Source organism: Streptomyces griseoviridis (genome assembly GCF_005222485.1).
Classification (GTDB): domain Bacteria; phylum Actinomycetota; class Actinomycetes; order Streptomycetales; family Streptomycetaceae; genus Streptomyces; species Streptomyces hintoniae.
The window spans coordinates 2,137,984-2,163,939 of sequence record NZ_CP029078.1; the positions used below are offsets into that span (position 1 = coordinate 2,137,984).

Here is a 25,956-nt window from a genome sequence, read left to right on the forward strand (position 1 = left end):
GATGTACTGGCCTCTGACCAGCCGAGGCTGGTGAGAAGTGCTCCTTAGAAAGGAGGTGATCCAGCCGCACCTTCCGGTACGGCTACCTTGTTACGACTTCGTCCCAATCGCCAGTCCCACCTTCGACAGCTCCCTCCCACAAGGGGTTGGGCCACCGGCTTCGGGTGTTACCGACTTTCGTGACGTGACGGGCGGTGTGTACAAGGCCCGGGAACGTATTCACCGCAGCAATGCTGATCTGCGATTACTAGCGACTCCGACTTCATGGGGTCGAGTTGCAGACCCCAATCCGAACTGAGACCGGCTTTTTGAGATTCGCTCCACCTCACGGTATCGCAGCTCATTGTACCGGCCATTGTAGCACGTGTGCAGCCCAAGACATAAGGGGCATGATGACTTGACGTCGTCCCCACCTTCCTCCGAGTTGACCCCGGCGGTCTCCCGTGAGTCCCCAGCACCACAAGGGCCTGCTGGCAACACGGGACAAGGGTTGCGCTCGTTGCGGGACTTAACCCAACATCTCACGACACGAGCTGACGACAGCCATGCACCACCTGTACACCGACCACAAGGGGGCGCCTGTCTCCAGACGTTTCCGGTGTATGTCAAGCCTTGGTAAGGTTCTTCGCGTTGCGTCGAATTAAGCCACATGCTCCGCCGCTTGTGCGGGCCCCCGTCAATTCCTTTGAGTTTTAGCCTTGCGGCCGTACTCCCCAGGCGGGGCACTTAATGCGTTAGCTGCGGCACGGACAACGTGGAATGTTGCCCACACCTAGTGCCCACCGTTTACGGCGTGGACTACCAGGGTATCTAATCCTGTTCGCTCCCCACGCTTTCGCTCCTCAGCGTCAGTATCGGCCCAGAGATCCGCCTTCGCCACCGGTGTTCCTCCTGATATCTGCGCATTTCACCGCTACACCAGGAATTCCGATCTCCCCTACCGAACTCTAGCCTGCCCGTATCGACTGCAGACCCGGGGTTAAGCCCCGGGCTTTCACAACCGACGTGACAAGCCGCCTACGAGCTCTTTACGCCCAATAATTCCGGACAACGCTTGCGCCCTACGTATTACCGCGGCTGCTGGCACGTAGTTAGCCGGCGCTTCTTCTGCAGGTACCGTCACTTTCGCTTCTTCCCTGCTGAAAGAGGTTTACAACCCGAAGGCCGTCATCCCTCACGCGGCGTCGCTGCATCAGGCTTTCGCCCATTGTGCAATATTCCCCACTGCTGCCTCCCGTAGGAGTCTGGGCCGTGTCTCAGTCCCAGTGTGGCCGGTCGCCCTCTCAGGCCGGCTACCCGTCGTCGCCTTGGTGAGCCATTACCTCACCAACAAGCTGATAGGCCGCGGGCTCATCCTGCACCGCCGGAGCTTTACACCGTCAAGGATGCCCAAGACGGTCATATCCGGTATTAGACCCCGTTTCCAGGGCTTGTCCCAGAGTGCAGGGCAGATTGCCCACGTGTTACTCACCCGTTCGCCACTAATCCACCCCGAAGGGCTTCATCGTTCGACTTGCATGTGTTAAGCACGCCGCCAGCGTTCGTCCTGAGCCAGGATCAAACTCTCCGTGAATGTTTTCCCGTGATCGGGATGACACCACGAGAGCGGTGCGAGGAGAGGAATAATCCCCTCGCACACAGCGTCCTCGCTGTGTTTTCTTCAAAGGAACCTCGCCCCGGTCATGATGACCGGAGACGGGGTATCAACATATCTGGCGTTGACTTTTGGCACGCTGTTGAGTTCTCAAGGAACGGTCGCTTCCTTTGTACTCACCCTCTCGGGCTTTCCTCCGGGCTTCCCTTCGGTCTTGCGTTTCCGACTCTATCAGATCTTTCCGATCCGATTTCCTCGGTGCTTTCCGGGGTTTTCGCTTTCGCGCTTTCCCTTTCCGGCGGTTCCGACTCTATCAGATCCTTTCGAGCCTGATTCCCTGTCGGCGGGGCCTTTCGACATTCACTACGTTAGACGATTCCTTCGGCAACTCATAATCGGGCTGCGCGGATTCGAATTAGGGCATGCGGGCACGCCAAAATTCGACCCTGTCGAGGGGGTGTCTTCGGTAGTGGTTTTGCCGCTTCCGACTGTTGGCGAACGCCGTACCCGGTTCAGCGGCTCGGGCTACATTACGCAGCCCGCCACAGCGCGTCAACTTGAGCGTCGCCTCGGCGTATGAGCCCGATACGGGCTGACCGTCGGGTCGTTGGCGCTCCAGAAACGCCACGGGTGGACACCGCCGGCTCCGGAGACTCCGGTGCGGGGACCGCTGCTCACCTGGTCGGACGGGACCGGGGTCCCCGCGAGGATCCGCAGGGGGCTGTCGGCGGGGCCGCAGGCGTCGGTTCCGTTCAGGGCCCGGTCCACGCCCAGCGCGGTGGCCAGGCGGGCCGGTCCTTTGGCCAGTTCTCGGTCGTTACGGGCCGAGAGTCGACGTTTGCGGGCCAGCTCGGCACCCTCGGTGATCTCCCCGGCACGGAGCAGGACGGCGCTCGACCGGCCCTCGGGGCCGCAGACCAGGTTCATGCAGAACCACATGCCGTAGGTGAAGTAGACGTACACGTGTCCTGGCGGCCCGAACATCACGTCGTTGCGGGGTGTGCGGCCGCGGTAGGCGTGCGAGCCCGGGTCGTTGGGACCGTCGTACGCCTCCACCTCGGTGAGGCGCAGGGTGATCGGGCCGTCCGGAGTGGTGCGGAGCAGGACGCGGCCCAGGAGGTCGGGGGCCACCTCCAGTACAGGGCGGTCGAAGAACTCCCTGGGCAGTGGCATACGGTCCGGTGGCGTGATCATGGCGTGCCAGCGTAGTCGAGTGCCGGTGGGGCCCAGGGGTGGTCAGGGCGGCGCCGGATCGGCAGGGTGTGGTCGCGGAACCGGTCATCACCGGATCGCGTATGTAGGGCCAAGGGTTCATTCGCAGAGGGAGAGTCATGGCGTTCAAGAAGCTGCTCGCGAGTCTCGGGGCCGGCGGGGCTTCGGTCGAGACGGTGCTGACCGAGGTGAACGTCGTTCCGGGCGGTGTCGTCCAGGGTGAGGTGCGGATCCAGGGCGGTTCCGTCAACCAGGACATCCAGGGCCTGTCCGTGGGGCTTCAGGCGAAGGTCGAGGTCGAGAGCGGGGACGAGGAGTACAAGCAGAACATCGAGTTCACGAAGGTGCGGCTCGGTGACGCGTTCGAGCTCCAGGCGGGGGCCGTGCACGCGGTGCCGTTCGGCCTGGAGATCCCGTGGGAGACGCCGATCACGATGATCGACGGGCAGGCGCTGCGCGGGATGAACATCGGGGTGACGACCGAGCTGGCCATCGCGCGTGCCGTGGACTCCGGCGATCTGGACCCGATCAATGTGCACCCGATGCCCGCGCAGAAGGCGATCCTCGACGCCTTCATCCAGCTCGGCTTCCGCTTCAAGGCGGCCGACATGGAGCGCGGCCTGATCCGTGGGACGCGGCAGCGGCTGCCGTTCTACCAAGAGATCGAGTTCCACTCACCGCCGCAGTACCGCGGCCTCAACGAGGTCGAGCTGAGCTTCGTGGCGGACGAGCACGCCATGGACGTCGTGCTGGAGATGGACAAGAAGCCCGGTCTGTTCAGCGAGGGCAGCGACACCTTCCGCTCCTTCCAGGTGGGCCTGCACGACTACCACGGGACGGACTGGACGGCCTACCTCAACCAGTGGCTGTCCGAGGTCGGCAGCAAGCGCAACTGGTTCTGAGGGTCCGGCCCGCGCGCCGCCGCGTGATCCGGACAGGCCCTAGGCTCGGAACCGCTGGTTCCAGTAATCGATCAGGAGGTACCGAGGTGACCGAGCTCAAGCGGCGGCCGCTCCCCCATGACTTCCACCCGCCCGTTCCCGCGTTCACGGTGACGAGTGACGACGTCGCGGAGGGCGGCACGCTCAAGGACGCTCAGGTCTACGCGGCCGGCAACACCTCGCCGCAGCTGCGGTGGGAGGGCTTTCCGGCCGGGACCAAGAGTTTCGCCGTGACCTGCTACGACCCGGACGCCCCGACGGGCAGCGGGTTCTGGCACTGGGTGCTGTTCGACATCCCGGCCTCGGTGACGGAGCTGCCGGTCGGCGCGGGCACCGGTCGGTTCGAGGGGCTGCCCGAGGGCGCCGTGCAGGCGCGCAACGACTACGGGAGCCGGGACTTCGGTGGCGCCGCGCCGCCGCCCGGTGACGGACCGCACCGGTACGTGTTCACCGTCTACGCCGTGGACCAGGAGAAGCTCGGCCCCGACGCCGACGCGTCGCCCGCGTTCGTCGGCTTCAACCTGCGGTTCCACACGATCGGGCGGGCCCAGCTGATCGGTGAGTACGAGATCCCCGCGGAGGGCTGAGCAAGCCGAGCGTTCATGGAACGTTTGCCCGCCCCTGGTCATGGAAGTGATCAGAGGCGGGCATTTTTATTGCGTTGTCCATCTCGGCACGCCCGTCCAGAGTTGATCCAGGCCCGCCGGGAGCGGGCAGGTGCGCATGGGAGGTGGGCTGGATGCGGGACACGCTGGTTCTGAACGCGAGTTTCGAACCGCTGTCGACGGTCACATTGAACCGGGCGATCGTGCTGGTGCTCCAGGACAAGGCCGTCGTCGAGCAGGCCCACCCCGAGCTGCGGATGCGCGGTGCGGACGTGGACATACCCGCCCCGCGCGTGATCCGGCTCTGCCGGTACGTGCGGGTGCCGTTCCGAAGACGAGCGCCGTGGTCGAGGCGGGGTGTGCTGATCAGGGACCGGCACCGGTGCGCGTACTGCGGCAGGCGCGCGACGACCGTGGACCACGTGGTGCCGCGGGCGCAGGGGGGCGCGGACTCCTGGCTGAACACGGTCGCCTCCTGCGCCGAGGACAACCACCGCAAGGCCGACCGGACGCCGGAGCAGGCCGCGATGCCGTTGCTCAGGCAGCCGTTCGAGCCGACGCCCGCGGGCGCGATGCTGCTCTCCCTGGGGGCCGAGGACTTCGACGCGCTTCCCTCGTGGCTGGCGCAGGACGCGGCCTGAGCCGCAGCCGAGGGACGGATGGCTGACGGCTGCGACCGCGAGTGCGAGTGCGAGTGCGACTCAAGCCTGAAGACTGGCCGGCGCTTGGCCACCGGCTACCGGCTACCGGCTACCGGCTACCGACTACCGACGAGAAGAACCCCGCATCCCGGGAGGGGATGCGGGTTCGGTGCTGTACGGGGTCAGTCGATCGCGGGCTTCTCGCGGCGCTCCGTGGACTGCTGCGGGACGCCGCCGCCCGAACCGCCGCCCAGGCCGCCGAAGTTGCCGAACGCGCCGGAGAGGCCCTTGAGGGCGTCGCCGATCTCGCTGGGCACGATCCAGAGCTTATTGGCGTCGCCCTCGGCGATCTTCGGGAGCATCTGGAGGTACTGGTAGCTGAGGAGCTTCTGGTCCGGGTCACCGGCGTGGATCGACTCGAAGACCGTGCGGATCGCCTGGGCCTCGCCCTCGGCGCGCAGGGCGGCGGCCTTGGCCTCACCCTCGGCACGCAGGATCTGCGACTGCTTCTCGCCCTCGGCGGTGAGGATCGCGGCCTGCCGGGTGCCTTCCGCGGTGAGGATCGCGGCGCGCTTGTCACGGTCGGCGCGCATCTGCTTCTCCATCGAGTCCTGGATGGAGGTCGGCGGCTCGATGGCCTTCAGCTCGACGCGGTTGACGCGGATGCCCCACTTGCCGGTGGCCTCGTCGAGGACTCCGCGCAGCGCCGCGTTGATCTCCTCGCGGGAGGTGAGGGTGCGCTCCAGGTCCATGCCACCGATGATGTTGCGGAGCGTGGTGACGGTGAGCTGCTCGATCGCCTGGATGTAGCTGGCCACCTCGTAGGTGGCGGCTCGCGCGTCGGTGACCTGGTAGTAGATGACCGTGTCGATGTTGACGACCAGGTTGTCCTGGGTGATCACCGGTTGCGGCGGGAACGGCACGACCTGCTCACGCAGGTCGATGCGGTTGCGGATGGTGTCGATGAACGGGACGACGATGTTGAGGCCCGCGTTGAGCGTGCGCGTGTAGCGGCCGAACCGCTCCACGATGGCGGCGCTCGCCTGCGGGATGACCTGGATGGTCCTGATCAGGGCGATGAAGACCAACACCACCAGAATGATCAGGACGATGATGACCGGTTCCATCGGTTTCCCCGTACCCTTCTCCGCGTCGGCGCTTTGGGACGATCTTATGCTTGTTGAAGATCTTGCTGGTCGAGTCTGACAGACCGTCGGGCAACTCGTGTGCCGTTCGCCTCAGTTGAGTCCTGCGAGGTCAGATGACGATCGCCGTGGCCCCCTCGATGTCGACGACGTCGACCTCCTGGCCGGCGTCGTAGGCGCGGCCGCCGTCGAGGGCGCGGGCCGACCAGACCTCGCCCGCGAGCTTGATCCGGCCCCCTGAGCCGTCGACGCGTTCCAGTACGACGGCTTGTCTGCCCTTCAACGCGTCGATGCCGGTGACGTGTTGGGGCCGCTGGTGACGGTGGCGGTTCGCGATGGGCCGTACGACGGCGATGAGCGCGACGGACACACCGGCGAACACCAGGACTTGGAGGATGCCGCCGCCGCCGGACCCGGCGACTCCCGCGGCCGCGAGGGCGCCTGCGGCGAGCATGGCGAACTCGGGCATGGCGGTCACCACGAGGGGGATGCCGAGGGCCGCCGCGCAGACCAGCCACCAGACCCATGCGTCGATGTCGTTCACGCGGTCAATGGTAGGTCCGCAACGCCCTTGCGGACAGGGCGCGATGGCTTCAGCTCAGCGGCAGACCGCGTGCCGTCCAGCGCTCGCCGACCTGCTCGACGACGAGCGGCAGGCCGAAGCAGAGGGAGAGGTTGCGGGAGGTCAGCTCCAGCTCCAGGGGGCCGGCGGCGAGCACCTTGCCGCGGCGGATCATCAGGACGTGCGTGAAGCCCGGGGCGATCTCCTCGACGTGGTGGGTGACCATCAGCATCGAGGGGGCGATCGGGTCGCGGGCGAGCCGGCCGAGGCGGCGGACCAGGTCCTCGCGGCCGCCGAGGTCGAGGCCGGCGGCGGGCTCGTCGAGCAGGAGCAGCTCGGGGTCGGTCATCAGGGCCCGCGCGATCAGGGCGCGCTTGCGCTCTCCCTCGGAGAGGGTGCCGAACTTGCGGTCGAGGTACTCGCTCATGCCGAGGCGGTCGAGGAAGGCGCGGGCGCGCTTCTCGTCGATCTCCTCGTAGTCCTCCTGCCAGGTGGCCGTCATGCCGTAGGCGGCCGTCAGGACGGTCTCCAGGACGGTCTGGCTCTTGGGGAGCTTGTCGGCCATGGCGAGGCCGGCCATGCCGATGCGGGGGCGCAGCTCGAAGACGTCGGTGCCGGGCCTGCCGAGGGTCTCGCCGAGGATGGTGGCGGTGCCCTTGCTGGGGTAGAGGTAGCTGGACGCGACGTTCAGGAGGGTGGTCTTGCCGGCGCCGTTCGGACCGAGGATGACCCAGCGCTCGCCCTCCTTGACCGACCAGGAGACCTGGTCCACCAGAGCCCGGCCCTCGCGGACCACGGATACGTCCTGAAGCTCCAGAACATCGCTCATGAGCGCGTTGTCTCCCCTTGCTGTGTGACCGGTTCGGCGTCTCGGCGGTCGCGGGCGCCTGTGGGCGCCGCCCTCGAAGAAATCTACGCCACCGGCCGCCCGGTCCCATCCATCGGTCCTGTCCTTAGGGTGGAGGCATGTTCTCGGAACCACGCTCAGGACGCCTCACGGCATGGGGAAACGCACTGTTGGTCGGACTTGTCTCACCGGATGACGCGGTGCTCGCGATCGTCGGTGACGACGCCGTGCACCGGGTGGAGGGGCTGCCCGGTGAGGCGGGTCCTGTCGGTCTGACGCTGGCGCTGGGGCGGCTGCGGGCGCTCGGGGTGAGCGGGTTGCGGCTGGCGCTGCCGGTGCCGGGGCATCCGCTGGGGCTCAGCGGGCCGCCGGAGTTCAACGCGCGGGCGCTCGACGTCGAGGAGGCCGTGGTCTGTCACGGCGCGGCGCTCGGGCTCGTCCCCGAGGTGTCCGAGGCCGGGCCCGAGGGTGATCTGCACGTCGAGGTGGTCTGGCACTGTCTGCCGGTGCGGGAGGCGCCGCCTGCCGACGTGCCGTCGCTCGGTGAGGCGGAGCGGGAGTTGGCCGAGGCGCTGCGGGAGGCGACCGAGGTGCTGTCGCGTCTTGACGTGGCGGGTTCCGGGCCGGTCGCCGAGGCGGCGATCGACGCGTACCGGGCGCGGGCCGAGCGGGGGCGGGAGGCGTTGGCGCCGGGGTATCCGCCGCGCGCGGTGCGGGTGCTGGAGCTGGCGGACCGGGTGGGGGCGCTGGTGTCGCTGGCGCTGGAGAACGGGCACGGGGGTGCGGTGAGCGCCGGGGAGATGGCGGCGCGGGCGGTGGCGTTGCGGCCGGTGGAGCGGACGGCCCGGCGGGCGCGGGTCGCGGCGTACAACTCCGTTGTGGAGGAGCGGGAGCGGGGGTGACGGTCGCTGTCCCGGACGGGCGAGGGAGGCGGCCGGGGTGGGTGGGGTGTTCGGAGCCCGCGTCCCCGGACCCTCGCTGTCGGCCTGCACGGCCTCGTCCTCGAACGCCGGACGGGCTGGTACGGCCCCGCATGACTGAGGCCCCGCTGGTCCGTGTGACCTGCGGGGCCTCGTCGGTCGGCTGGTCAGCCGTTGATGCCCTTGTTGCCGAAGGCCGGGTTCAGCAGGCCGATCACGTTGATGCTGTCGCCGACCACGTTGACCGGGATGTGGACGGGGACCTGCACGGCGTTGCCCGAGGCGACACCCGGCGACTTCACGGCCGCGCCGTCGGCACCCGCGTCGGCGACAGCGGCGCCGGCCGAGGCACCGGCGGCGATGCCCGCGACGGTGATGGCCAGGGCGGCCTTCTTGGCGATGTTCATGTGAAGTGTTCCTCCTGCTGCTGATACGGGTCCGACCCGGCCGCGGGCCGTGCGCTGACCAACGCGGCAGGTGACGGGGCGGGCACGGGGCCGTGCCCGCAACCGTCCGTTCGGATCAGTCGGACGAAAAGACGAAAACCGGAGGAGCGTCGAGATCCGAACCGGAGCGGGGCGGAGGAGACGGCGAGCAGACTCCGGACCGGTGACGAGGGGACAGCGCCGGAAAGCCGGACGGCCTCCCGGGGAGGGCCGGGAGGCCGGTGGTCGAGCCCTGTGGGGATCGACGTCAGCGGTTGATGCCGAGGTTGCCGAAGGCCGGGTTCAGCACGCCGATCACGTTGACGCTGTTGCCGACCGCGTTCACGGGGACGTGGACGGGGACCTGGACGACGTTGCCCGAGGCGACGCCCGGGGAGTGGTGGGCCTCACCGGCGGCCAGCGAGCCGTCGGTGGCGGAGGCCAGGCCCGCGCCGGCGGCGAGCAGCCCGCCGGCCACCATCGTCACGGCCGCTGCCTTCTTCAGGTTCTTCACTTCTGAGCCCTTCTAGCGATCGCCGCGACGGTCCGCCGCGGCACGCACTGGAGAACGGCCGGGGCGACCGGAGGTTGCGCCATTCGGGGGACATTCCCACGACGGTATGAATCTCAGTCCGGAGCGCAACCTTCCGGGGGCCGCGCGCCCGCTGACGCGCCCCTGGTCAGCCCGCCGCTCCGTGCCGTACGGCCCAGAGCGCGGCCTGGGTGCGGTCCGCCAGGTCGAGCTTCATCAGGATGTTCGAGACGTGGGTCTTGACCGTCTTCTCGGAGAGGACGAGGGCGCGGGCGATCTCCCGGTTGGAGCGGCCGTCCGCTATCAGGCCGAGCACCTCGCGTTCCCGTTCGGTGAGTGAACCGGCGCGGCCGCCGCCGGGGTTGGTCTCCTCCTGGGACAGCAGGGCGCCCGCCACCTCGGGCTGGAGCAGGATGTGGCCGGCGTGCACGGAGCGGATGGCGCCGGCCAGGGCGTCCGGGTCCACGTCCTTGTAGACGTATCCGGCGGCGCCCGCGCGCAGCGCCGGGACCACCGTGCGCTGTTCGGTGAAGCTGGTGACGATCAGCACGCGCGCGGGGTTGTCGAGCGCGCGCAGCCGACGCAGGGCCTCGACGCCGTCCATGCCCGGCATCTTGACGTCCATGAGGACGACGTCCGGTCTCAGTTCCTCGGCGCGGGCGACCCCTTCGGCGCCGTCGGCCGCCTCTCCCACGACCTCGATGTCGTCCTGTACTTCGAGGAAGGTGCGCAGGCCCCGGCGGACGACCTGGTGGTCGTCGACCAGGAGCACCTTGATCGCGTCAGCCACCGGGAACCTCCATCTCGATCGTGGTGCCCTCGCCGGGCGCCGAGTGCACGGTCAGGCTGCCGCCGACGCCGCTGGTGCGGTCGTGCATGGAGACGAGGCCGAGGTGGCGGCCCGCCCGGCGGGTGGTGTGCGGGTCGAAGCCCTTGCCGTCGTCGGTGACGCGCAGCACGACGCCGCCGCCGCGGCGGCCGACGGTCACGGCGACGCGGGTGGCGCCCGAGTGCCGCAGGGCGTTGTGCAGGGCTTCCTGGGCCACCCGCAGCAGGGCTTCCTCCTGGGCGGCGGGCAGGGCGCGGAAGCCGGTGCTGGTGAACGTCACGCGCGCGGTGTGGGCGCGGTCGAGGACGTGGATCTGGGTGCGCAGGGTGGCGAGGAGGCCGTCCTCGTCGAGGGCGGCGGGGCGCAGCTCGACGACGGCGGCGCGCAGTTCGTCGGCGGCCTCGGCGGCGAGCGCGGCCACCTGCTGGAGTTCGCCCTTGGCGCGGCCCGGGTCGCGGTCGACGAGGGCGGCGGCGGCCTGGGCGGTCAGGCGCAGGGAGAACAGCTTCTGGCTGACCGCGTCGTGCAGTTCGTGGGCGAGGCGGGAGCGTTCCTCGGCGATGGTCAGTTCGCGGCTGCGCTCGTAGAGGCGGGCGTTGGTGAGGGCGATCGCGGCGTGCTGGGCGAGGATCGCGAGGAGTTCCTCGTCCTCCTCGGTGAAGCCGCAGGCGCCGGCCGGCTTGGCGCGGTTCTTGTTGGCGAGGAAGAGGGCGCCGATCACCTCGTCGCCGTCGCGGACGGGCAGGCCGAGGAAGTCGGACATGTCGGGGTGGGCGGCGGGCCAGCCCTCGAAGCGCGGGTCCTTGCGGACGTCGGCGAGGCGTTCGGGCTCGGCCTCGTGGAGCATCGCGGCGAGGATGCCGTGCTGGCGCGGGAGCGGTCCGATGGCCTTCCACTGGTCGTCGCTGACGCCGTCGACGACGAACTGGGCGAAGCCGCCGTGGTCGTCGGGGACGCCGAGGGCGGCGTACTGGGCGTCGAGCAGCTCCCGGGCCGAGACGACGATCGTCTTGAGGACGTCGCGCACCTCCAGGTGCCTGCTCATGGCCAGCAGCGCGGAGCTGACCGCGGCGAGGCCGGACCGTGGACCTTGACTCATGTCCCTCACGGTACCGGCGGGGTGTGACAGCGGGGATCGGGCCGGTGGCGGCCCTCGCCCGGTCCTGTGTCCTAGGTCGGAGGTCCCCCGTGGCCGCCGCTCGGCCTGGGCCGGAGGTCCCGGGGGGGTCGGGGGTCTCCTAGGGCGAAGGTCCTCGGGTCGGCGGTGTAGGGCGAAGGGCCCTGGTGGTCGCGACCGGCGTCCGAGGTGGCGGGCGCGGTGCCGTTCCTAGCGTGGAGGCACGTCGGTCGGCGGCGCGAGGGAACGGGACGAGGGGACGTGGATCATGCCGGTAGCGATCATCACGGGGGCGTCGAAGGGGCTGGGGCTGGCGCTCGCCGAGGGGCTGGCCGGGCGCGGCTGGGATCTGGTGCTCGACGCGCGGACGGCGGCGCCTCTGGACGAGGCGGTGCGGGGGCTGTCGCGGCACGGCACGCGCGTGGCGGGCTTCGCCGGTGATGTCACCGATGCGGGGCACCGGGCGGAGCTGGTGGCGGCGGCCCGGCGGCTGGGCGGGGTGGATCTGCTGGTGCACAACGCGAGCGCGCTGGGTGCCGAGCCGCTGGTGGAGCTGGCGGAGCTGCCGCTCGCGGGGCTGCGGCGGGCCCTGGAGGTGAACGCGGTGGCGGCGCTCGGGCTGGTGCAGGAGGCGCTGGTGCCGCTGCGGGTGTCGGAGGCGGGCGCGGTCGTCGTCGTCAGCTCGGACGCGGCGGCCGAGGCGTACCCGGCGTGGGGCGGGTACGGGGCGTCCAAGGCAGCTGTGGACCAGTTGGCGGCCGTGCTGGGGGTGGAGGAGCCGGGGCTGCGGGTGTGGGCGGTCGACCCGGGTGACATGGCGACGGACCTGTACGCGGCGGCCGTGCCGGGTGACGACGGGCCGCGTCCGGCGCCGGACGCGGTGGTGCCGGCGTTCCTGCGGCTGCTGGACGAACGGCCGCCGAGCGGGCGGTACGCGGCGCCCGCGCTGCTGGAGGCGTGATGACGCTCACGGTGGAGGTGCCGACTGAGCTGTCGGCGCGGGTGCCGGCCGAGCAGCGGGGGCCTGGGCTCGGCCGGGACGCGGTGCGGCTGCTGGTGTCGCGGGGCACGGAGGTGTCGCACCACGCGTTCCGGGAGCTGCCGGGGCTGCTGCGGGCCGGGGATCTGCTGGTCGTGAACACGTCGGCGACGGTGGCGGCGGCGGTGGACGGGCGGGTCGGGCACGCGCGCGTGGTGGTGCACTTCTCGACGCGCGGGGACGACGGCCGGTGGGCGGTGGAGCTGCGGGAGCCGTCGGGGGACGGCAGCACGCGGGCGCGTGCGGGCGGGCCCGCGGGGACGGAGGTGCGGTTGGCGGGCGGTGCGCGGCTGGTCCTGGAGGAGCCGCTGAGCGCCCGTGGGGAGCGGCTCTGGTGGGCGCGGGTGTCGGGGGCGGGGGTGCCGGGGCTGCTGCGGGAGCGGGGGCGGCCCATCCGGTACGCGTACACGGACCGGGACCAGCCGCTGTCCGCCTATCAGACGGTGTTCGCGCTGCCGTCGGGTGACGGGACGGGGAGCGCGGAGATGCCGAGCGCGGCCAGGCCGTTCACGGCGCGTCTGGTGACGGAGCTGGTGAGCCGGGGTGTGTGGTTCGCGCCGATCGCCCTGGACACCGGGGTGGCGTCGGCGGAGGCGCACGAGCCGCCGTACCCGGAGCGGTTCTCGGTGCCTGAGGCGTCGGCGCGGCTGGTCAACGCGGTGCGGGCCGGTGGCGGGCGGGTGGTGGCGGTGGGGACGACGACGGTGCGGGCGGTGGAGTCGGCCGCGGGGCCCGACGGCGTCGTACGCGCGCGTGCGGGCTGGACGGACCTCGTGGTGACCCCTGAGCGCGGGGTGCGGGTGGTGGACGGGCTGCTGACCGGGCTGCACGAGCCGCAGGCGTCGCATCTGCTGATGCTGGCGGCGGTCGCCGGGCGGGCTGCCGTGGAGCGCGGGTACGCGGCGGCGGTGCGGGGACGCTATCTCTGGCACGAGTTCGGGGACGTCCATCTGCTGCTGCCCGCCGAGGACCTCACCGAGAGCATTGCGTGAGCAACTGATGGTGAGAACGGGGCCTCCCGGATGTGAGCCCGCGCATAGGGCGCACATCACCTACGAAGGAGCGTAGGAGAGGGAGATGTCCTGAATGAGCGGGGAGGACTTTCCTATCTGTCCCTATTTGCCCCTCCCCGTTCCACTACCCGGCTTCGTACGTCACACCTTTGCCAGGGCATTTTGCGGCCGCTAAGAATTGCTCTCGTCGCTCGGCGCCGTGGGTTTCCCGCTCACGGCGTTCGTACGGGAGGACCCGAGTCCCCCCGCCGGACGTCCGGACGTAGAGCGACCTCCGCGCTATTCGAAGAGGTCCGTCTGCCATGCCCAAGAACATCTCCTTCCGTGATCGACGTCGCGCCCTGACCCGTCACCACAAGATCGCCATCGCCGGTGTCGCCACCCTCGGTGCCGCCGCCGTGGCCTTCTCCACGGTGCCGGGCAACGCGCAGCCCGCCACGAGCGAGGCCGCTTCCTCGGCACAGTCCCACGTCGCGTACAGCACCGAGCCGATCAAGGACGTCAAGGCCAGCGTCACCGACCAGCTGGCCGGCGCCAGCCTGAAGGCCGAGGCCGCCAAGGCCAAGACCGCGGCGAAGCAGAAGGCCGCCGCGCACACCGCCGCGCAGAAGAAGGCGGAGGCCGCGGCCAAGAAGAAGGCCGAGGCCGCCCACAAGGCCAAGACCGCGAGCCGCTCCACCGCGCGCACCGCGGTCAAGCCGGCCGCCGCCAAGTCGTACAGCAACAACCTGCACGGCTGGATCAACGAGTCCCTCGACATCATGAAGAGCAAGGGCATACCGGGTTCGTACAACGGTCTGTACCGCAACATCATGCGGGAGTCCTCGGGCAACCCGAACGCCATCAACGGCTGGGACATCAACGCGATCAACGGCATCCCCTCGAAGGGTCTGCTCCAGGTGATCCCGCCGACGTTCAAGGCGTACCACGTCAAGGGCACGTCCTCGAACATCTACGACCCGGTCGCCAACATCACCGCCGCCGCCAACTACGCGGCCGACAAGTACGGCTCGATCGACAACGTCAACAGCGCGTACTGAGGTCGGCGCGGACCTCTCCACGTGAACGCCGAAGGGCGGCACCCCGCACGGGGTGCCGCCCTTCCCGCCGTCCGCGCACAGCTGGTCGCGCACGACGCCGAGCTAGTCGCGCATGACCTCGGGCTCGTGGCGGCGCAGGAAGCGGGCCACGAAGAAGCCGCAGATCACTCCGAGGACGATCAGGGCGATCATGTCCAGGCTCCAGGCGCCGACGGTGTGCTCCCACAGCGGGTCGTTGCTCTCGCCCGCGTCGGGCGGGCTGATCCTGTTGAAGTCCAGCGTGGCGCCCGCGGCAGCGACCGCCCAGCGGGACGGCATCAGATACGAGACCTGGTTGACGCCGACCGTGCTGTTCAGCGTGAACAGGCAGCCCGTGAAAACGATCTGGATGATCGCGAACATGACCAGCAGCGGCATGGTCTTCTCGGCCGTCTTGACCAGCGCCGAGATGATCAGGCCGAACATCATCGCGGTGAAACCGAGCGCCATGATCGGCAGCGACAGCTCCAGCAGCGTGGAGCCGCCGAAGACCAGGCCCTTCTCGGGCAGCTCACGGCCGGAGAAGCCGATGACACCGACCAGCAGACCCTGCAGGACGGTGATCACGCCGAGCACGAAGACCTTGGACATCAGGTACGCCGAGCGGGACAGGCCGGTGGCCCGCTCCCGCTCGTAGATCACCCGTTCCTTGATCAGCTCGCGGACGGAGTTCGCGGCCCCCGCGAAGCAGGCGCCGACCGCCAGGATCAGCAGGACGGTGGTGGCGGTGCCGTTCGGGACGATCCGGCCGGTCTGCGCGTTGGCCAGGTTCGGCAGCAGCCCCTTGTCCGGGTTGATGAGCAGGCTCACCGCGCCCAGGACGCCCGGCAGGATCACCATCAGCGCCAGGAATCCCCGGTCGGAGATCAGGACCGAGGTGTACCGGCGCACCAGGGTGACGAACTGGCTCGTCCAGCCCTGCGGCTTCGGCGGCTTCATGCCCTGCATCGGCGACGTCTGCGCGGGCTGCGACGCGACGGCGTCGATGTCGGCCGCGTACATCTGGTAGTGCTGCGAGCCCTTCCAGCGGCCCGCCCAGTCGTAGTCGCGGTAGTTCTCGAAGGCGGAGAAGACGTCGGCCCAGGTGTCGTAGCCGAAGAAGTTCAGCGCCTCCTCGGGCGGCCCGAAGTAGGCGACGCTGCCGCCGGGCGCCATCACGAGCAGCTTGTCGCAGATCGCGAGTTCGGCCACGGAGTGGGTGACGACGAGGACCGTGCGGCCGTCGTCGGCGAGGCCCCGCAGCAGCTGCATGACGTCGCGGTCCATGCCCGGGTCGAGCCCAGAGGTCGGCTCGTCGAGGAAGATCAGCGACGGCTTGGTGAGCAGCTCAAGGGCGACCGAGACGCGCTTGCGCTGACCGCCGGAGAGGGAGCTGACCCGCTTCTCCTTGTGGATGTCGAGCTTCAGCTCGCGCAGCACCTCGTCGATGCGGGAGTTGCGCTCGGCGGCCGTGGTGTCGGCGGGGAAGCGCAGCTTGGCCGCGTACTTGAGGGCCTTCTTGACGCTCAGCTCCTTGTGCAGGATGTCGTCCTGCGGGACCAGACCGATGCGCTGGCGCAGCTCGGCGAACTGCTTGTAGAGGTTGCGGTTGTCGTACAGGACGTCGCCCTGGTCGGCGGGCCGGTAGCCGGTGAGCGCCTTGAGCAGGGTCGACTTGCCGGAACCCGACGGGCCGATGACCGCGATCAGGGACTTCTCCGGGACGCCGAAGGAGACGTCCTTGAGGATCTGCTTGCCGCCGTCGACCGTGACGGTCAGATGGCGGGCCGAGAACGACACCTCGCCGGTGTCGACGAACTCCTCGAGGCGGTCCTCGACGATCCGGAAGGTGGAGTGGCCGACACCGACGACGTCGGTCGGGCCGAGCACCTGGGTGCCGCCCTTGGCGATCGGCTGGCCGTTGACGTACGTGCCGTTGTGCGAGCCGAGGTCGCGGATCTGCATCCGGCCGTCGGGTGTGGCGTGGAACTCGGCGTGGTGGCGCGAGACCTGGAGGTCGGAGACGACCAGCTCGTTCTCCAGGGCGCGGCCGATCCGCATCACCCGGCCGAGCGAGAACTGGTGGAACGTGGTCGGGGAGCGGTCGCCGTGGATCGGCGCGGCCCCCGCGGCGCCGTCCGGGCCCTGCTGCGCCGGGATCCGGCCACCGGGCTGCTGCTGCGGCTGCTGCTGGGGCGCGGCCTGCTGCTGCCCCCAGCCGGCACCGGCGCCCTGCGCCGCGTACGGCTGCTGCCGCGCCTGGGGCTGCTGCCCGGCCTGCGGTGCGGCGACGGCGGCGGCGCCCCGGGCGCTGACGCGCGGGCCGTCGGTCGCGTTGCCCAGGTGGACGGCCGAACCGGCGGCTATCTCCGCGCGGTTGACGCGCCGGCCCTCGACGAAGGTGCCGTTGGTGCTGCCGTGGTCCTCGAGGACCCAGCCGCGGCCGTCCCAGGTGACCGTGGCGTGACGCCAGGAGACCCGGGCGTCGTCCAGCACGATGTCGCCCTGCGGATCGCGTCCGAGGGTGTATGGCCTGGACGCGTCAAGTGTCCAGGTCCGTCCATTCGATTCCAGTACGAGTTCCGGCACGCCAAGCCCCACTGAGTAGTCCCCCGATTTGCCCCCGTCGCGGGGAGTCTAGGGATGTCGAACATCGTCGGGAACTATTCCAGGCTCGGCCCCCTGTCCGAAAGTCGGGCGTGCGCGACCCCGGTGGCCCTGCGTGCCGCGCGGGCCGCCCGTGGGAAAGCGGGGCGTCACCCGGGCGTCACCCACTGTTCCGTGTCCGCTGGTCGGACCGCCGCGGCGGGAGGCACGGGGTGCCGGATACGGTGGGTGCACCATGAGTGCTTCGCAGCCTTCGTCCTCGGACGCCCCCACCATCCTCGTCAAGATCTTCGGCAAGGACCGGCCGGGTATCACGGCCGGCCTCTTCGACACCCTCGCCGCCTTCTCCGTCGACGTCGTCGACATCGAGCAGGTCGTCACCCGCGGTCGCATGGTGCTGTGCGCGCTGGTGACCGAGCCCGCCGAAGGGGTGGAGGGGAACCTGCGGTCCACCGTCCACAGCTGGGCGGAGTCGATGAAGATGCAGGCCGAGATCATCTCCGGCCTCGGCGACAACCGGCCGCGCGGGCACGGCCGTTCCCTGGTGACCGTGCTCGGCCACCCGCTCACCGCGGAGGCGACGGCCGCCATAGCGGCCCGCATCACCCGCGCGGGCGGCAACATCGACCGCATCTTCCGGCTGGCCAAGTACCCCGTGACGGCGGTCGAGTTCGCCGTCTCGGGTGTCGAGACCGAGCCGCTGCGCACCGCCCTGGTCACCGACGCGGGCGCGCTCGGCGTGGACGTCGCGGTGGTCGCGGCCGGGCTGCACCGCAGGGCCCAGCGGCTGATCGTGATGGACGTCGACTCGACGCTCATCCAGGACGAGGTGATCGAGCTGTTCGCGGCGCACGCGGGCTGCGAGGACCAGGTCGCCGAGGTGACGGCGGCGGCGATGCGCGGGGAGCTGGACTTCGAGCAGTCGCTGCACGCGCGCGTGGCGCTGCTCGCCGGGCTGGACGCCTCGGTGGTGGAGAAGGTGCGCAGCGAGGTGCGGCTGACGCCGGGCGCGCGCACGCTGATCCGGACGCTGAAGCGGCTCGGCTACCAAGTGGGCGTGGTCTCCGGGGGGTTCACCCAGGTGACCGACGATCTGCGGGAGCGGCTCGGGCTCGACTTCGCGCAGGCCAACACGTTGGAGATCGTCGACGGGAAGCTGACCGGCCGGGTCACCGGGGAGATCGTGGACCGGGCGGGCAAGGCGCGGCTGCTGCGCCGGTTCGCCGCGGAGGCGGGTGTGCCGCTGGCGCAGACGGTGGCGATCGGTGACGGCGCGAACGACCTGGACATGTTGAACGCGGCCGGGCTCGGGGTCGCCTTCAACGCGAAGCCGGTCGTCCGGCAGGCCGCGCACACCGCGGTGAACGTGCCGTTCCTCGACACCGTCCTGTATCTGCTGGGCGTCACCCGGGAAGAGGTCGAGGCGGCGGACACGCACGACGACGTCTGAGCGTCGGGCGGGGCGGCCGTCGGGGGGCGGCGGGGGCCTGATGTCGGCGCCGCGGGCCGTGGCGGACGGACCGGGGGCCCGGCACCTTCGGTGGTGCCGGGCCCCCGGTCCGCCGGTGGGGTCACTCGGACGGTGCCCAGAAGTCGACCAGGGTGGCGGTGCCGGGCTCCAGCGACTTCCAGGAGCCCTCGAAGGTCAGGACGGCGAACGCGGCGGTCGGGAAGCCGCGGCGGGCCAGCCGCTGCCCGGCGTCGCCCTCGACCGCGCCGACGAGGATCTCGGCGAGGCTCTGCACCCCCGGGTTGTGGCCGATGAGGACGGCGTTGCCGGTGTCGTCCGGGGTTTCGTTCAGCAGCGCGATCAGCTCGCCCGGGGAGGCGTCGTAGATGCGCTCCTCGTAGCTGGTCTTCGGCCGGTGCGGGAACTCGTGGACAGCCAGTTTCCAGGTCTCGCGGGTCCGGGTCGACGTGGAGCAGAGGGCCAGATCGAGGGGGATGCCGGTGTCGGCCAGCCTGCGTCCGGCTTCCGCGGCGTCCAGACGGCCCCGCTCGGCGAGGGGGCGCTCATGGTCGGTCACCTGCGGCCAGTCGGCTTTCGCATGCCGGAAGAGGACGATCCTGCGGGGTTCTGCGACGCTCATGCAATCCAGCTTCGCACGAAACAGGCCATGGGGCGCAGGGAGTTGACGTGCCGCTTTGTCGGTGCTCAGTGACGCAGCAGTTGCTGAGCGCGCTCGACGAGGTGGGTGATCGCCGGGTCGCCCGTCGCCGCTTGGGCGTCGGTGGGGTTGAGCATCAGGGCGAGCAGTGCGACGAAGGCGAGGGCGGGCAGGGCCAGCGCCCACCAGGGGAGCCTGATGTCGACACCGCCCGGGGTGGTCGTGTGGTGCCGGGTGTGGGTACTGGCCGACATCGCTGCCTCCGGTGGGCTTCGGGCGGGTCCGGTGCGGGGGCCGCGGTCCCGATGCCGCGGTCACACTCAGACGCTACGGACTCCGCGGCCCTCAACCCATCCGGAGATCCACCCACTTGACCCTGACACCCGCCCCCTAGGGGATGGGGGGTTAACCCCACCGCCGGGTGTCAGGGATGTCGGGAGCGGCGGGTGATCAGGGAGAGGCGATCGTCGCGATGATCCCGATGATCACGAAGATGGCGAAGAACGATCCGAAGACCAGGAGCATCTTCTTCTGGCCGTTGCGGGGGTTCGGGTCGAGCACTGGCATGGCGCCAGTCTCGCACCCCCGGCGGGCGCGGGGCCCGCCGGGGTGAGGTCAGCGGGCGGCCTCGTCCTCCACCGTGCGGTTGCGCCCGGCCAGCACGCCGACCGCCATCTGCGGCACCATGAGGCCCGCCATGAGGGCGATCGGCAGGCCCCAGCCGCCGCTGCTCTGGTAGAGCACGCCGACCAGGAGCGGACCGGGCACGGAGATCAGATAGCCGGCGCTCTGCGCGAACGCCGACAGCTGGGCGACGCCCGCGCCGGTGCGGGCCCGCATGCCGACCATGGTCAGGGCGAGCGGGAAGGCGCAGTTCGCGATGCCGAGCAGCACCGCCCAGGCCCAGGCGCCGCCGGCGGGGGCGAGGTAGAGACCGGCGTAGCCGGCCAGGCCGCACAGGCCGAGGACGATCACGATGGGCCCCTGGTGGGGCAGCCGGGTCGCGAGCCGCGGGATGACGAAGGCGAGCGGGACGCCCATCACCATCGTCACGGCGAGCAGCAGACCCGCGGTGCCCGCGGAGAGGCCCGCGTCCCGGAAGATCTGCGCCATCCAGCCCATGGTGATGTAGGCGGCGGTGGCCTGGAGCCCGAAGAAGACGGCGAGCGCCCAGGCGATGGGGCTGCGGGTGATGCGCAGGGCGGTTGGGGCGGTGTCCGCGTGGGCGGGGGCGGCGGGCGCGGGGGCGCCTGGTGCCGTGTCCCGCGTGCCTTCGGTGCGCGCGGGGGCGTCTTCGGTGCGGGGGCCGGGCGTCGGCGTTGACGTCGCCGTCGTGGGAGCGTCGCCGTTCCGGGGTCCCGGCGTCGTCGTGGGGCCGCCGTCGGCCGTTCGCACGCGCGCGTGGCTCTCCTGGCCCCGGGTGTCGCCGCGGCGGTCGCGCACGAACGGGATCCAGGGCAGCACCGCCACCGCGGCGAGGGCCGCCCAGACGCCGAGGCCCGATCGCCAGTTGCCGCCCAGGGCGTCGGTGAGCGGGACGGTCACGGCCGCCGCTGCCGATGTGCCGAGGGCGAGCGCCATCGAGTACAGGCCGGTCATGGAGCCGACCCGGTCGGGGAACCAGCGCTTGACGATGACCGGCATCAGGACGTTGCTGACCGCGATGCCCATGAGGGCGAGGGCGCTGGCCGCGAGGAACCCGGCCGTGCCGCCCACCCAGGGGCGGATCACCAGGCCGGTGGCGATGGCCGCCATGCCCGCGCAGACCACCGTGGCCGGTCCGAAGCGGCGGGCGAGGCGCGGGGCCATGATCCCGAAGACGGCGAAGCAGACCGGGGGCACGGAGGTGAGGAGCCCGGCGACGCCGCCGCTCATGCCGAGCCCGTCGCGGACCTCTTCGAGGAGGGCGCCGAGGCTGGTGATGGCGGGCCGCAGGTTCAGGGCGGTCAGCACGATGCCGACCATGAGCAGTCGCGCCGTCCACGCGCGCGTGGCGGTTTTCCCCGTCGGGCCGCCGGCCGTCGCGGTGGGGGCCGGCTCCGCGGTCCCGGGGGACGCGGAGGACTCGGTGGTGCGTATGTGCGGGGACGACTTCGTCCGGGTTTCCTCGCTTGCCATAAGGCCCATCATAGAATGATGGGATGTTTTGTTGTCCATCCCCGGGTCGTCCTGACCCGCTCTCCCCGTGCGAAGGTGTGCCATGCCTTTGAGCCACCCACGCCGTTCGGTGCTGTCCGAGCAGGTCATCGCCGAGCTGCGGAACCAGATCACCTCGGGCGAGTGGCCGGTCGGATCGCGCATCCCGACCGAACCCGAGCTGGTCGAACAGCTCGGTGTCGCCCGCAACACCGTCCGTGAGGCCGTCCGCGCGCTGGCCCACAACGGCCTGCTGGCCATCCGGCAGGGCTCGGGCACCTATGTGGTGGCGACCAGCGAGCTGGCGGGCGTGATGCACCGCAGGTTCGCCGACTCCGACCCGCGGCACGTCGCGGAGCTGCGGGCCACCCTGGAGTCGTCGGCGGCCCGGATGGCGGCCGAGCGGCGCACCGAACGGGACCTGGCGCAGCTCGACGCGCTGCTGGCACGGCGCGAGCAGGCCTGGCGGTCGGGCGACTCGGAGGCGTTCGTGTCGGCGGACGCGACGTTCCACCTGGCCGTGGTGTCGGCCTCGCACAACGACGTGGTGATCGCGATGTACGCGGACCTCGGCGAGGTCATGCTGGCCTGGCTGCGCGAGGACGTCGGCACCGAGCTGACGCCGGAGACGTACATGGACCACGCGCGGCTGGTCGACGCGATCCGCGCGGGCGACACCGAGGCGGCGGGCGCGGAGGCGGCGAGCTATCCGTTCCTGTGCCGGCCGAGCCGTCTCAGCCCTTCTGGTGGCTGACCCAGACCGCGCCGACATCCTTCCAGCACCGGCCGGTCAGCCGCACCGTCATGGCCGGTCCAGCGGCGACGGGGCTGCCGTCGCTGCCCACGTCCCACCAGCGGTCGCACTGGACGTGCAGGCTGACGCGGTCGGGCTCCGGGTACGGGTTGTGGCAGTACGCGGTCACATGGGAGCCCCGCACCTCGGTGCGGCACGCGGCTCCGAACAGCTCAGGCGCCGCGGCGGGCCTCTTCACGCGCGCGCGGGGGGCCGCCTCGTACGGCAGGGACAGCAGCAGCGCGACGGCCACGGTCGCTGAGGCCATGCTCCTGGACATGCGCACAAGGGAGACCTCCTCAGCCGTGCTCCGCAGGGGAACCGCGCGGTGGGGTCGAGATGACTCAAGAGTGCGCGCCCCGGGCTGCCCACCGCCCGGTCGGCTAGGCCGAACGGGCGACGTGCGGCGCGGGCGGCGGAGCCACGGCCGAGGGCCCGCGCCGGTGGTGGCGCGGGCCCTCGGTCTGTGCGTCGTACGGGTGTCAGGCGCCGATGGCGTGCAGCCCGCCGTCCACGTGGACGATCTCGCCCGTGGTCTTCGGGAACCAGTCGCTGAGCAGGGCGACGATGCCCTTGCCGGCCGGCTCCGGGTCCTTGAGGTCCCACTCCAGCGGGGAGCGGGTGTCCCAGACGGCGGCCAGGTCGCTGAAGCCCGGGATGGACTTGGCGGCCATGGAGGCGAGCGGGCCCGCCGAGACGAGGTTGCAGCGGATGTTCTGCTTGCCCAGGTCACGGGCGAGGTAGCGGCTGGTGGCCTCCAGGGCGGCCTTGGCCGGGCCCATCCAGTCGTACTGCGGCCACGCGTACTGCGCGTCGAAGGTGAGACCGACGACCGCGCCGCCGTTCTGCATCAGCGGCAGGCAGGCCGTCGTCAGCGACTTCAGGGAGAACGCCGAGACGTGCATCGCGGTGGCGACCGACTCGAACGGCGTGTTCAGGAAGTTGCCGCCGAGCGCGTCCTGCGGCGCGAAGCCGATGGAGTGCACGACGCCGTCGAGGCCGCCCAGCTCCTCGCCGACCAGGTCGGCCAGGCGCCCGAGGTGCTCGTCGTTGGTGACGTCCAGCTCGATGACCTTGGCGGGCTTGGGGAGCTTGCGGGCGATGCGCTCGGTCAGCGTGGGCCGCGGGAAGGCGGTCAGGATGATCTCCGCGCCCTGCTCCTGCGCCAGCTTGGCGGCGTGGAAGGCGATGGAGGACTCCATCAGCACACCGGTGATCAGGACGCGCTTGCCCTCGAGGATTCCGCTCATGGTGATCAGTGACCCATTCCCAGTCCGCCGTCAACGGGAATGACGGCTCCAGTGATGTACGACGCGTCGTCCGAGGCGAGGAACCGCACCGCGGCGGCGATCTCCTCCGGCTGCGCGTAGCGGCCGAGCGGCACCTGCGACACGATGCCGGCGCGCTGCTCGTCGGTGAGCACCTTCGTCATGTCGGTGTCGACGAAGCCGGGCGCGACGACGTTGAAGGTGATGTTGCGCGACCCCAGCTCACGGGCGAGGGAGCGCGCGAAGCCGACGAGCGCGGCCTTGGAGGCGGCGTAGTTCGCCTGCCCCGCGGAGCCCAGCAGACCGACCACGGAGGAGATCAGGACGACCCGGCCCTTCTTGGCGCGCAGCATGCCGCGGTTGGCCCGCTTGACCACGCGGAAGGCGCCGGTGAGGTTCGTGTCGATGACCGAGGTGAAGTCCTCCTCGGACATCCGCATCAGGAGCTGGTCCTTGGTGACGCCCGCGTTGGCCACGAGGATCTCCACCGGGCCGTGCTCGGCCTCGATCTCCTTGTAGGCCTGCTCCACCTGCTCGGTGTCGGTGATGTCGCACTTGACGGCGAGGAAGCCGGCCGGCGGCTCTCCCGAACGGTAGGTGACGGCGACCTTGTCGCCGGCGTCGGCGAACGCGCGGGCGATGGCGAGGCCGATGCCCCGGTTTCCTCCGGTGACGAGAACCGAGCGGCTCAACGGATCACCCTTTCGATAGCGGTCTGACAGCCCCGCCCGAACACCTCGATGACAGGCGGGTTCCTCAAAAACCTATCGGTCCTGGCCCGGAGCCGGAGAATCGGGCACCGACAGTGACATCCGGGAGTCACTGTGGGGTCCCTACAGAAACGCGCCCCCGGTGCGACATCATCGGACCGACCACCGGTCACGACAGGCAGGGAGAGACCTCGGTGCCCCATTCCATCGACGAAGCCTTCACGGCGCTGCCGCTGCGCGCCCTCGCCGACGCCGCGTTGGCCCGCGCGCGTGCGCTCGGCGCCGAGCACGCCGACTTCCGGTTCGAACGGGTGCGCAACGCGTCCTGGCGGCTGCGGGACGCCAAGCCCGCCGGGTCGTCGGACACCACCGACCTCGGGTACGCGGTGCGCGTGGTGCACGGCGGGACCTGGGGGTTCGCCTCCGGTGTCGATCTGACGATGGACGCGGCGGCCCGCGTCGCCTCCCAGGCCGTCGCGATGGCCAAGCTGTCCGCGCAGGTCATCAAGGCGACCGGGTCCGACGAGCGGGTGGAGCTGGCCGACGAGCCGGTGCACGCCGAGAAGACCTGGGTGTCGTCGTACGCGATCGATCCGTTCGCCGTGCCCGACGAGGAGAAGTCGGCGCTGCTGGCCGACTGGAGCGCGCGGCTGCTCGGCGCGCGCGGGGTGAACCACGTCGACGCGTCGCTGCTCACCGTGCACGAGAACAAGTTCTACGCGGACACCGCGGGCACCGTGACGACCCAGCAGCGGGTCAGGCTGCACCCGCAGCTGTCGGCGGTGTCGGTGGACGAGTCGAGCGGCGAGTTCGACTCGATGCGCACGGTGGCGCCGCCCGCGGGCCGCGGCTGGGAGTACCTGACCGGCACCGGCTGGGACTGGGACGGCGAACTGGAGCGGATCCCGGAGCTGCTGGCCGAGAAGATGCGCGCGCCGAGCGTCGAACCGGGGCTTTACGACCTGGTCGTGGACCCGTCCAACCTGTGGCTGACGATCCACGAGTCCATCGGCCACGCCACCGAGCTGGACCGCGCGCTGGGGTACGAGGCCGCCTACGCCGGCACCTCCTTCGCCACCTTCGACCAGCTCGGCACGCTCAGGTACGGCTCCGAGCTGATGAACGTCACGGGCGACCGCACCGCCGAACACGGCCTGGCGACCGTGGGCTACGACGACGAGGGCGTCGAGGCGCAGTCCTGGGACCTCGTCAAGGACGGCACCCTGGTCGGCTACCAGCTCGACCGCAGGATCGCGCGGCTGACCGGCTTCGACCGCTCCAACGGCTGCGCGTACGCCGACTCCCCCGGGCACGTGCCGGTGCAGCGGATGGCGAACGTGTCACTGCGCCCCGACCCGGCGGGACTGTCGACGGAGGACCTGATCGGCGGGGTGGACCGCGGGATCTACGTGGTCGGGGACCGGTCGTGGTCCATCGATATGCAGCGTTACAACTTCCAGTTCACGGGTCAGCGGGCCTACATGATCCGTAACGGCCGCCTGGAGGGGCAGATCCGGGACTTCGCGTATCAGGGGGTCACTCCCCAGTTCTGGGGCTCCATGGAAGCGGTCGGAGGCCCGCAGACGTACGTGCTCGGAGGGGCTTTCAACTGCGGAAAGGCACAGCCGGGGCAGGTCGCCGCCGTGTCTCACGGGTGCCCGTCAGCAATGTTTCGGGGTGTGAACATCCTCAACACCTCCGACGAGTCCGGCCGTTCCTGACGGGTGGCCGCTCCGGCTCGAAGCCCGCACCAGGTCGACACGCGATCACAGCGACGCTCCGTGCCACGTCGTCCCAGTCCTCGATGCCGTCCTCGGAGGACGTCAGCGAGGGCGGGACGACCAGCCCCTTGAC

25 protein-coding genes, 1 rRNA gene and 1 pseudogene are annotated in these 25,956 nt (G+C 70.4%); 10 read left to right on the top strand and 17 right to left on the bottom strand.

Annotated elements, in window-relative coordinates; genetic code table 11:
• Positions 1-48 precede the first annotated feature (48 nt).
• Both DDJ31_RS08510 and DDJ31_RS08515 read right to left on the bottom strand, forming a co-directional pair.
• Positions 49-1,573, bottom strand: a 16S ribosomal RNA gene (locus tag DDJ31_RS08510).
• A 573-nt stretch (positions 1,574-2,146) separates the two neighbouring features.
• Positions 2,147-2,788: a DNA-3-methyladenine glycosylase gene (locus DDJ31_RS08515; RefSeq protein WP_127180896.1), complete on the bottom strand. Its 642-nt coding sequence runs from the start codon at positions 2,786-2,788 to the stop codon at positions 2,147-2,149.
• A gap of 137 nt (positions 2,789-2,925) precedes the next feature.
• On the opposite strand from DDJ31_RS08515, the gene DDJ31_RS08520 reads away from it, so the two are divergent.
• The 3 genes from DDJ31_RS08520 to DDJ31_RS08530 all read left to right on the top strand — a co-directional run bounded on the left by DDJ31_RS08520 (position 2,926) and on the right by DDJ31_RS08530 (position 4,993).
• The gene (locus DDJ31_RS08520) at positions 2,926-3,708 is read left to right on the top strand and encodes a sporulation protein (protein WP_127180895.1); all 783 of its coding nucleotides are present in this window, start codon (positions 2,926-2,928) and stop codon (positions 3,706-3,708) included.
• An 86-nt stretch (positions 3,709-3,794) separates the two neighbouring features.
• Entirely contained in the window at positions 3,795-4,334 is a 540-nt protein-coding gene (locus DDJ31_RS08525; protein ID WP_127180894.1) for a YbhB/YbcL family Raf kinase inhibitor-like protein, read from the top strand.
• A 152-nt stretch (positions 4,335-4,486) separates the two neighbouring features.
• Positions 4,487-4,993: an HNH endonuclease gene (locus DDJ31_RS08530; RefSeq protein WP_127180893.1), complete on the top strand. Its 507-nt coding sequence runs from the start codon at positions 4,487-4,489 to the stop codon at positions 4,991-4,993.
• 182 nt (positions 4,994-5,175) lie between these two features.
• Here the strand turns inward: DDJ31_RS08530 and DDJ31_RS08535 are convergent, their stop codons facing one another.
• The 3 genes and pseudogenes from DDJ31_RS08535 to DDJ31_RS08545 form a co-directional block, all read right to left on the bottom strand.
• Positions 5,176-6,120 carry an SPFH domain-containing protein gene (locus DDJ31_RS08535; protein ID WP_127180892.1) on the bottom strand — a complete coding sequence of 315 codons (945 nt, stop codon included), beginning with the start codon at positions 6,118-6,120 and terminating at the stop codon, positions 5,176-5,178.
• 130 nt (positions 6,121-6,250) lie between these two features.
• A complete protein-coding gene (locus tag DDJ31_RS08540) occupies positions 6,251-6,682 on the bottom strand; it encodes an NfeD family protein (RefSeq protein WP_127180891.1) in 432 nt (143 codons plus the stop codon).
• Between the two features lie 316 nt (positions 6,683-6,998).
• Positions 6,999-7,529: pseudogene (locus DDJ31_RS08545) on the bottom strand (ABC transporter ATP-binding protein); the annotation flags it as partial.
• A gap of 137 nt (positions 7,530-7,666) precedes the next feature.
• On the opposite strand from DDJ31_RS08545, the gene DDJ31_RS08550 reads away from it, so the two are divergent.
• Positions 7,667-8,449: a hypothetical protein gene (locus tag DDJ31_RS08550; RefSeq protein WP_127180889.1), complete on the top strand. Its 783-nt coding sequence runs from the start codon at positions 7,667-7,669 to the stop codon at positions 8,447-8,449.
• 185 nt (positions 8,450-8,634) lie between these two features.
• On the opposite strand, the gene DDJ31_RS08555 is transcribed toward DDJ31_RS08550, so the two are convergent.
• From DDJ31_RS08555 to DDJ31_RS08570, 4 genes are all read right to left on the bottom strand, one after another.
• Positions 8,635-8,874, bottom strand: coding sequence for a chaplin (locus DDJ31_RS08555; RefSeq protein WP_127180888.1), 240 nt, complete (start codon positions 8,872-8,874; stop codon positions 8,635-8,637).
• A 286-nt stretch (positions 8,875-9,160) separates the two neighbouring features.
• The gene (locus DDJ31_RS08560) at positions 9,161-9,406 is read right to left on the bottom strand and encodes a chaplin (RefSeq protein ID WP_127180887.1); all 246 of its coding nucleotides are present in this window, start codon (positions 9,404-9,406) and stop codon (positions 9,161-9,163) included.
• Between the two features lie 166 nt (positions 9,407-9,572).
• Complete coding sequence (locus DDJ31_RS08565) at positions 9,573-10,214, bottom strand: response regulator (protein WP_127180886.1); 642 nt, start codon at positions 10,212-10,214, stop codon at positions 9,573-9,575.
• Complete coding sequence (locus tag DDJ31_RS08570; protein ID WP_127180885.1) at positions 10,207-11,352, bottom strand: GAF domain-containing sensor histidine kinase; 1,146 nt, start codon at positions 11,350-11,352, stop codon at positions 10,207-10,209. Before DDJ31_RS08570 ends, DDJ31_RS08565 begins: the two co-directional genes overlap by 8 nt.
• Positions 11,353-11,638: 286 nt before the next feature.
• On the opposite strand from DDJ31_RS08570, the gene DDJ31_RS08575 reads away from it, so the two are divergent.
• The 3 genes from DDJ31_RS08575 (at position 11,639) to DDJ31_RS08585 (ending at position 14,462) form a co-directional block, all read left to right on the top strand.
• A complete protein-coding gene (locus DDJ31_RS08575; protein WP_127180884.1) occupies positions 11,639-12,331 on the top strand; it encodes an SDR family NAD(P)-dependent oxidoreductase in 693 nt (230 codons plus the stop codon).
• Entirely contained in the window at positions 12,331-13,401 is a 1,071-nt protein-coding gene (locus tag DDJ31_RS08580) for an S-adenosylmethionine:tRNA ribosyltransferase-isomerase (protein ID WP_127180883.1), read from the top strand. Before DDJ31_RS08575 ends, DDJ31_RS08580 begins: the two co-directional genes overlap by 1 nt.
• A 323-nt stretch (positions 13,402-13,724) precedes the next feature.
• Entirely contained in the window at positions 13,725-14,462 is a 738-nt protein-coding gene (locus DDJ31_RS08585; protein WP_127180882.1) for a transglycosylase SLT domain-containing protein, read from the top strand.
• 102 nt (positions 14,463-14,564) lie between these two features.
• On the opposite strand, the gene DDJ31_RS08590 is transcribed toward DDJ31_RS08585, so the two are convergent.
• Complete coding sequence (locus tag DDJ31_RS08590; RefSeq protein WP_127180881.1) at positions 14,565-17,081, bottom strand: ABC transporter ATP-binding protein/permease; 2,517 nt, start codon at positions 17,079-17,081, stop codon at positions 14,565-14,567.
• Positions 17,082-17,322: 241 nt separating this feature from the next.
• On the opposite strand from DDJ31_RS08590, the gene serB reads away from it, so the two are divergent.
• The gene (gene serB / locus DDJ31_RS08595) at positions 17,323-18,537 is read left to right on the top strand and encodes a phosphoserine phosphatase SerB (protein WP_127180880.1); all 1,215 of its coding nucleotides are present in this window, start codon (positions 17,323-17,325) and stop codon (positions 18,535-18,537) included.
• A 121-nt stretch (positions 18,538-18,658) separates the two neighbouring features.
• Here serB and DDJ31_RS08600 read toward each other — a convergent pair whose 3' ends face one another.
• The 4 genes from DDJ31_RS08600 to DDJ31_RS08610 form a co-directional block, all read right to left on the bottom strand.
• Complete coding sequence (locus DDJ31_RS08600) at positions 18,659-19,177, bottom strand: SixA phosphatase family protein (protein ID WP_127180879.1); 519 nt, start codon at positions 19,175-19,177, stop codon at positions 18,659-18,661.
• Positions 19,178-19,242: 65 nt separating this feature from the next.
• Positions 19,243-19,449 (bottom strand): hypothetical protein, encoded by a 207-nt coding sequence (locus tag DDJ31_RS08605; protein ID WP_127180878.1) that lies wholly within the window; start codon positions 19,447-19,449, stop codon positions 19,243-19,245.
• Between the two features lie 196 nt (positions 19,450-19,645).
• Positions 19,646-19,762 carry an SGM_5486 family transporter-associated protein gene (locus DDJ31_RS39000; protein WP_093836269.1) on the bottom strand — a complete coding sequence of 39 codons (117 nt, stop codon included), beginning with the start codon at positions 19,760-19,762 and terminating at the stop codon, positions 19,646-19,648.
• Between the two features lie 48 nt (positions 19,763-19,810).
• Entirely contained in the window at positions 19,811-21,313 is a 1,503-nt protein-coding gene (locus DDJ31_RS08610; RefSeq protein WP_127180877.1) for a CynX/NimT family MFS transporter, read from the bottom strand.
• 82 nt (positions 21,314-21,395) lie between these two features.
• On the opposite strand from DDJ31_RS08610, the gene DDJ31_RS08615 reads away from it, so the two are divergent.
• On the top strand, positions 21,396-22,085 hold the full coding sequence (locus DDJ31_RS08615) for a FadR/GntR family transcriptional regulator (RefSeq protein ID WP_127180876.1): 690 nt from the start codon (positions 21,396-21,398) through the stop codon (positions 22,083-22,085).
• On the opposite strand, the gene DDJ31_RS08620 is transcribed toward DDJ31_RS08615, so the two are convergent.
• From DDJ31_RS08620 to fabG, 3 genes are all read right to left on the bottom strand, one after another.
• Positions 22,066-22,410, bottom strand: coding sequence for a hypothetical protein (locus tag DDJ31_RS08620; RefSeq protein ID WP_127180875.1), 345 nt, complete (start codon positions 22,408-22,410; stop codon positions 22,066-22,068). The two genes, DDJ31_RS08615 and DDJ31_RS08620, sit on opposite strands and share 20 nt — an antisense overlap.
• 196 nt (positions 22,411-22,606) lie before the next feature.
• On the bottom strand, positions 22,607-23,374 hold the full coding sequence (fabI, locus tag DDJ31_RS08625; RefSeq protein WP_127180874.1) for an enoyl-ACP reductase FabI: 768 nt from the start codon (positions 23,372-23,374) through the stop codon (positions 22,607-22,609).
• A 5-nt stretch (positions 23,375-23,379) separates the two neighbouring features.
• On the bottom strand, positions 23,380-24,084 hold the full coding sequence (gene fabG / locus DDJ31_RS08630) for a 3-oxoacyl-[acyl-carrier-protein] reductase (RefSeq protein ID WP_127180873.1): 705 nt from the start codon (positions 24,082-24,084) through the stop codon (positions 23,380-23,382).
• A 212-nt stretch (positions 24,085-24,296) separates the two neighbouring features.
• Here fabG and DDJ31_RS08635 point away from each other — a divergent pair, with 212 nt between their 5' ends.
• Positions 24,297-25,823: a TldD/PmbA family protein gene (locus tag DDJ31_RS08635; RefSeq protein ID WP_127180872.1), complete on the top strand. Its 1,527-nt coding sequence runs from the start codon at positions 24,297-24,299 to the stop codon at positions 25,821-25,823.
• The last annotated feature ends 133 nt before the right edge of the window (positions 25,824-25,956 follow it).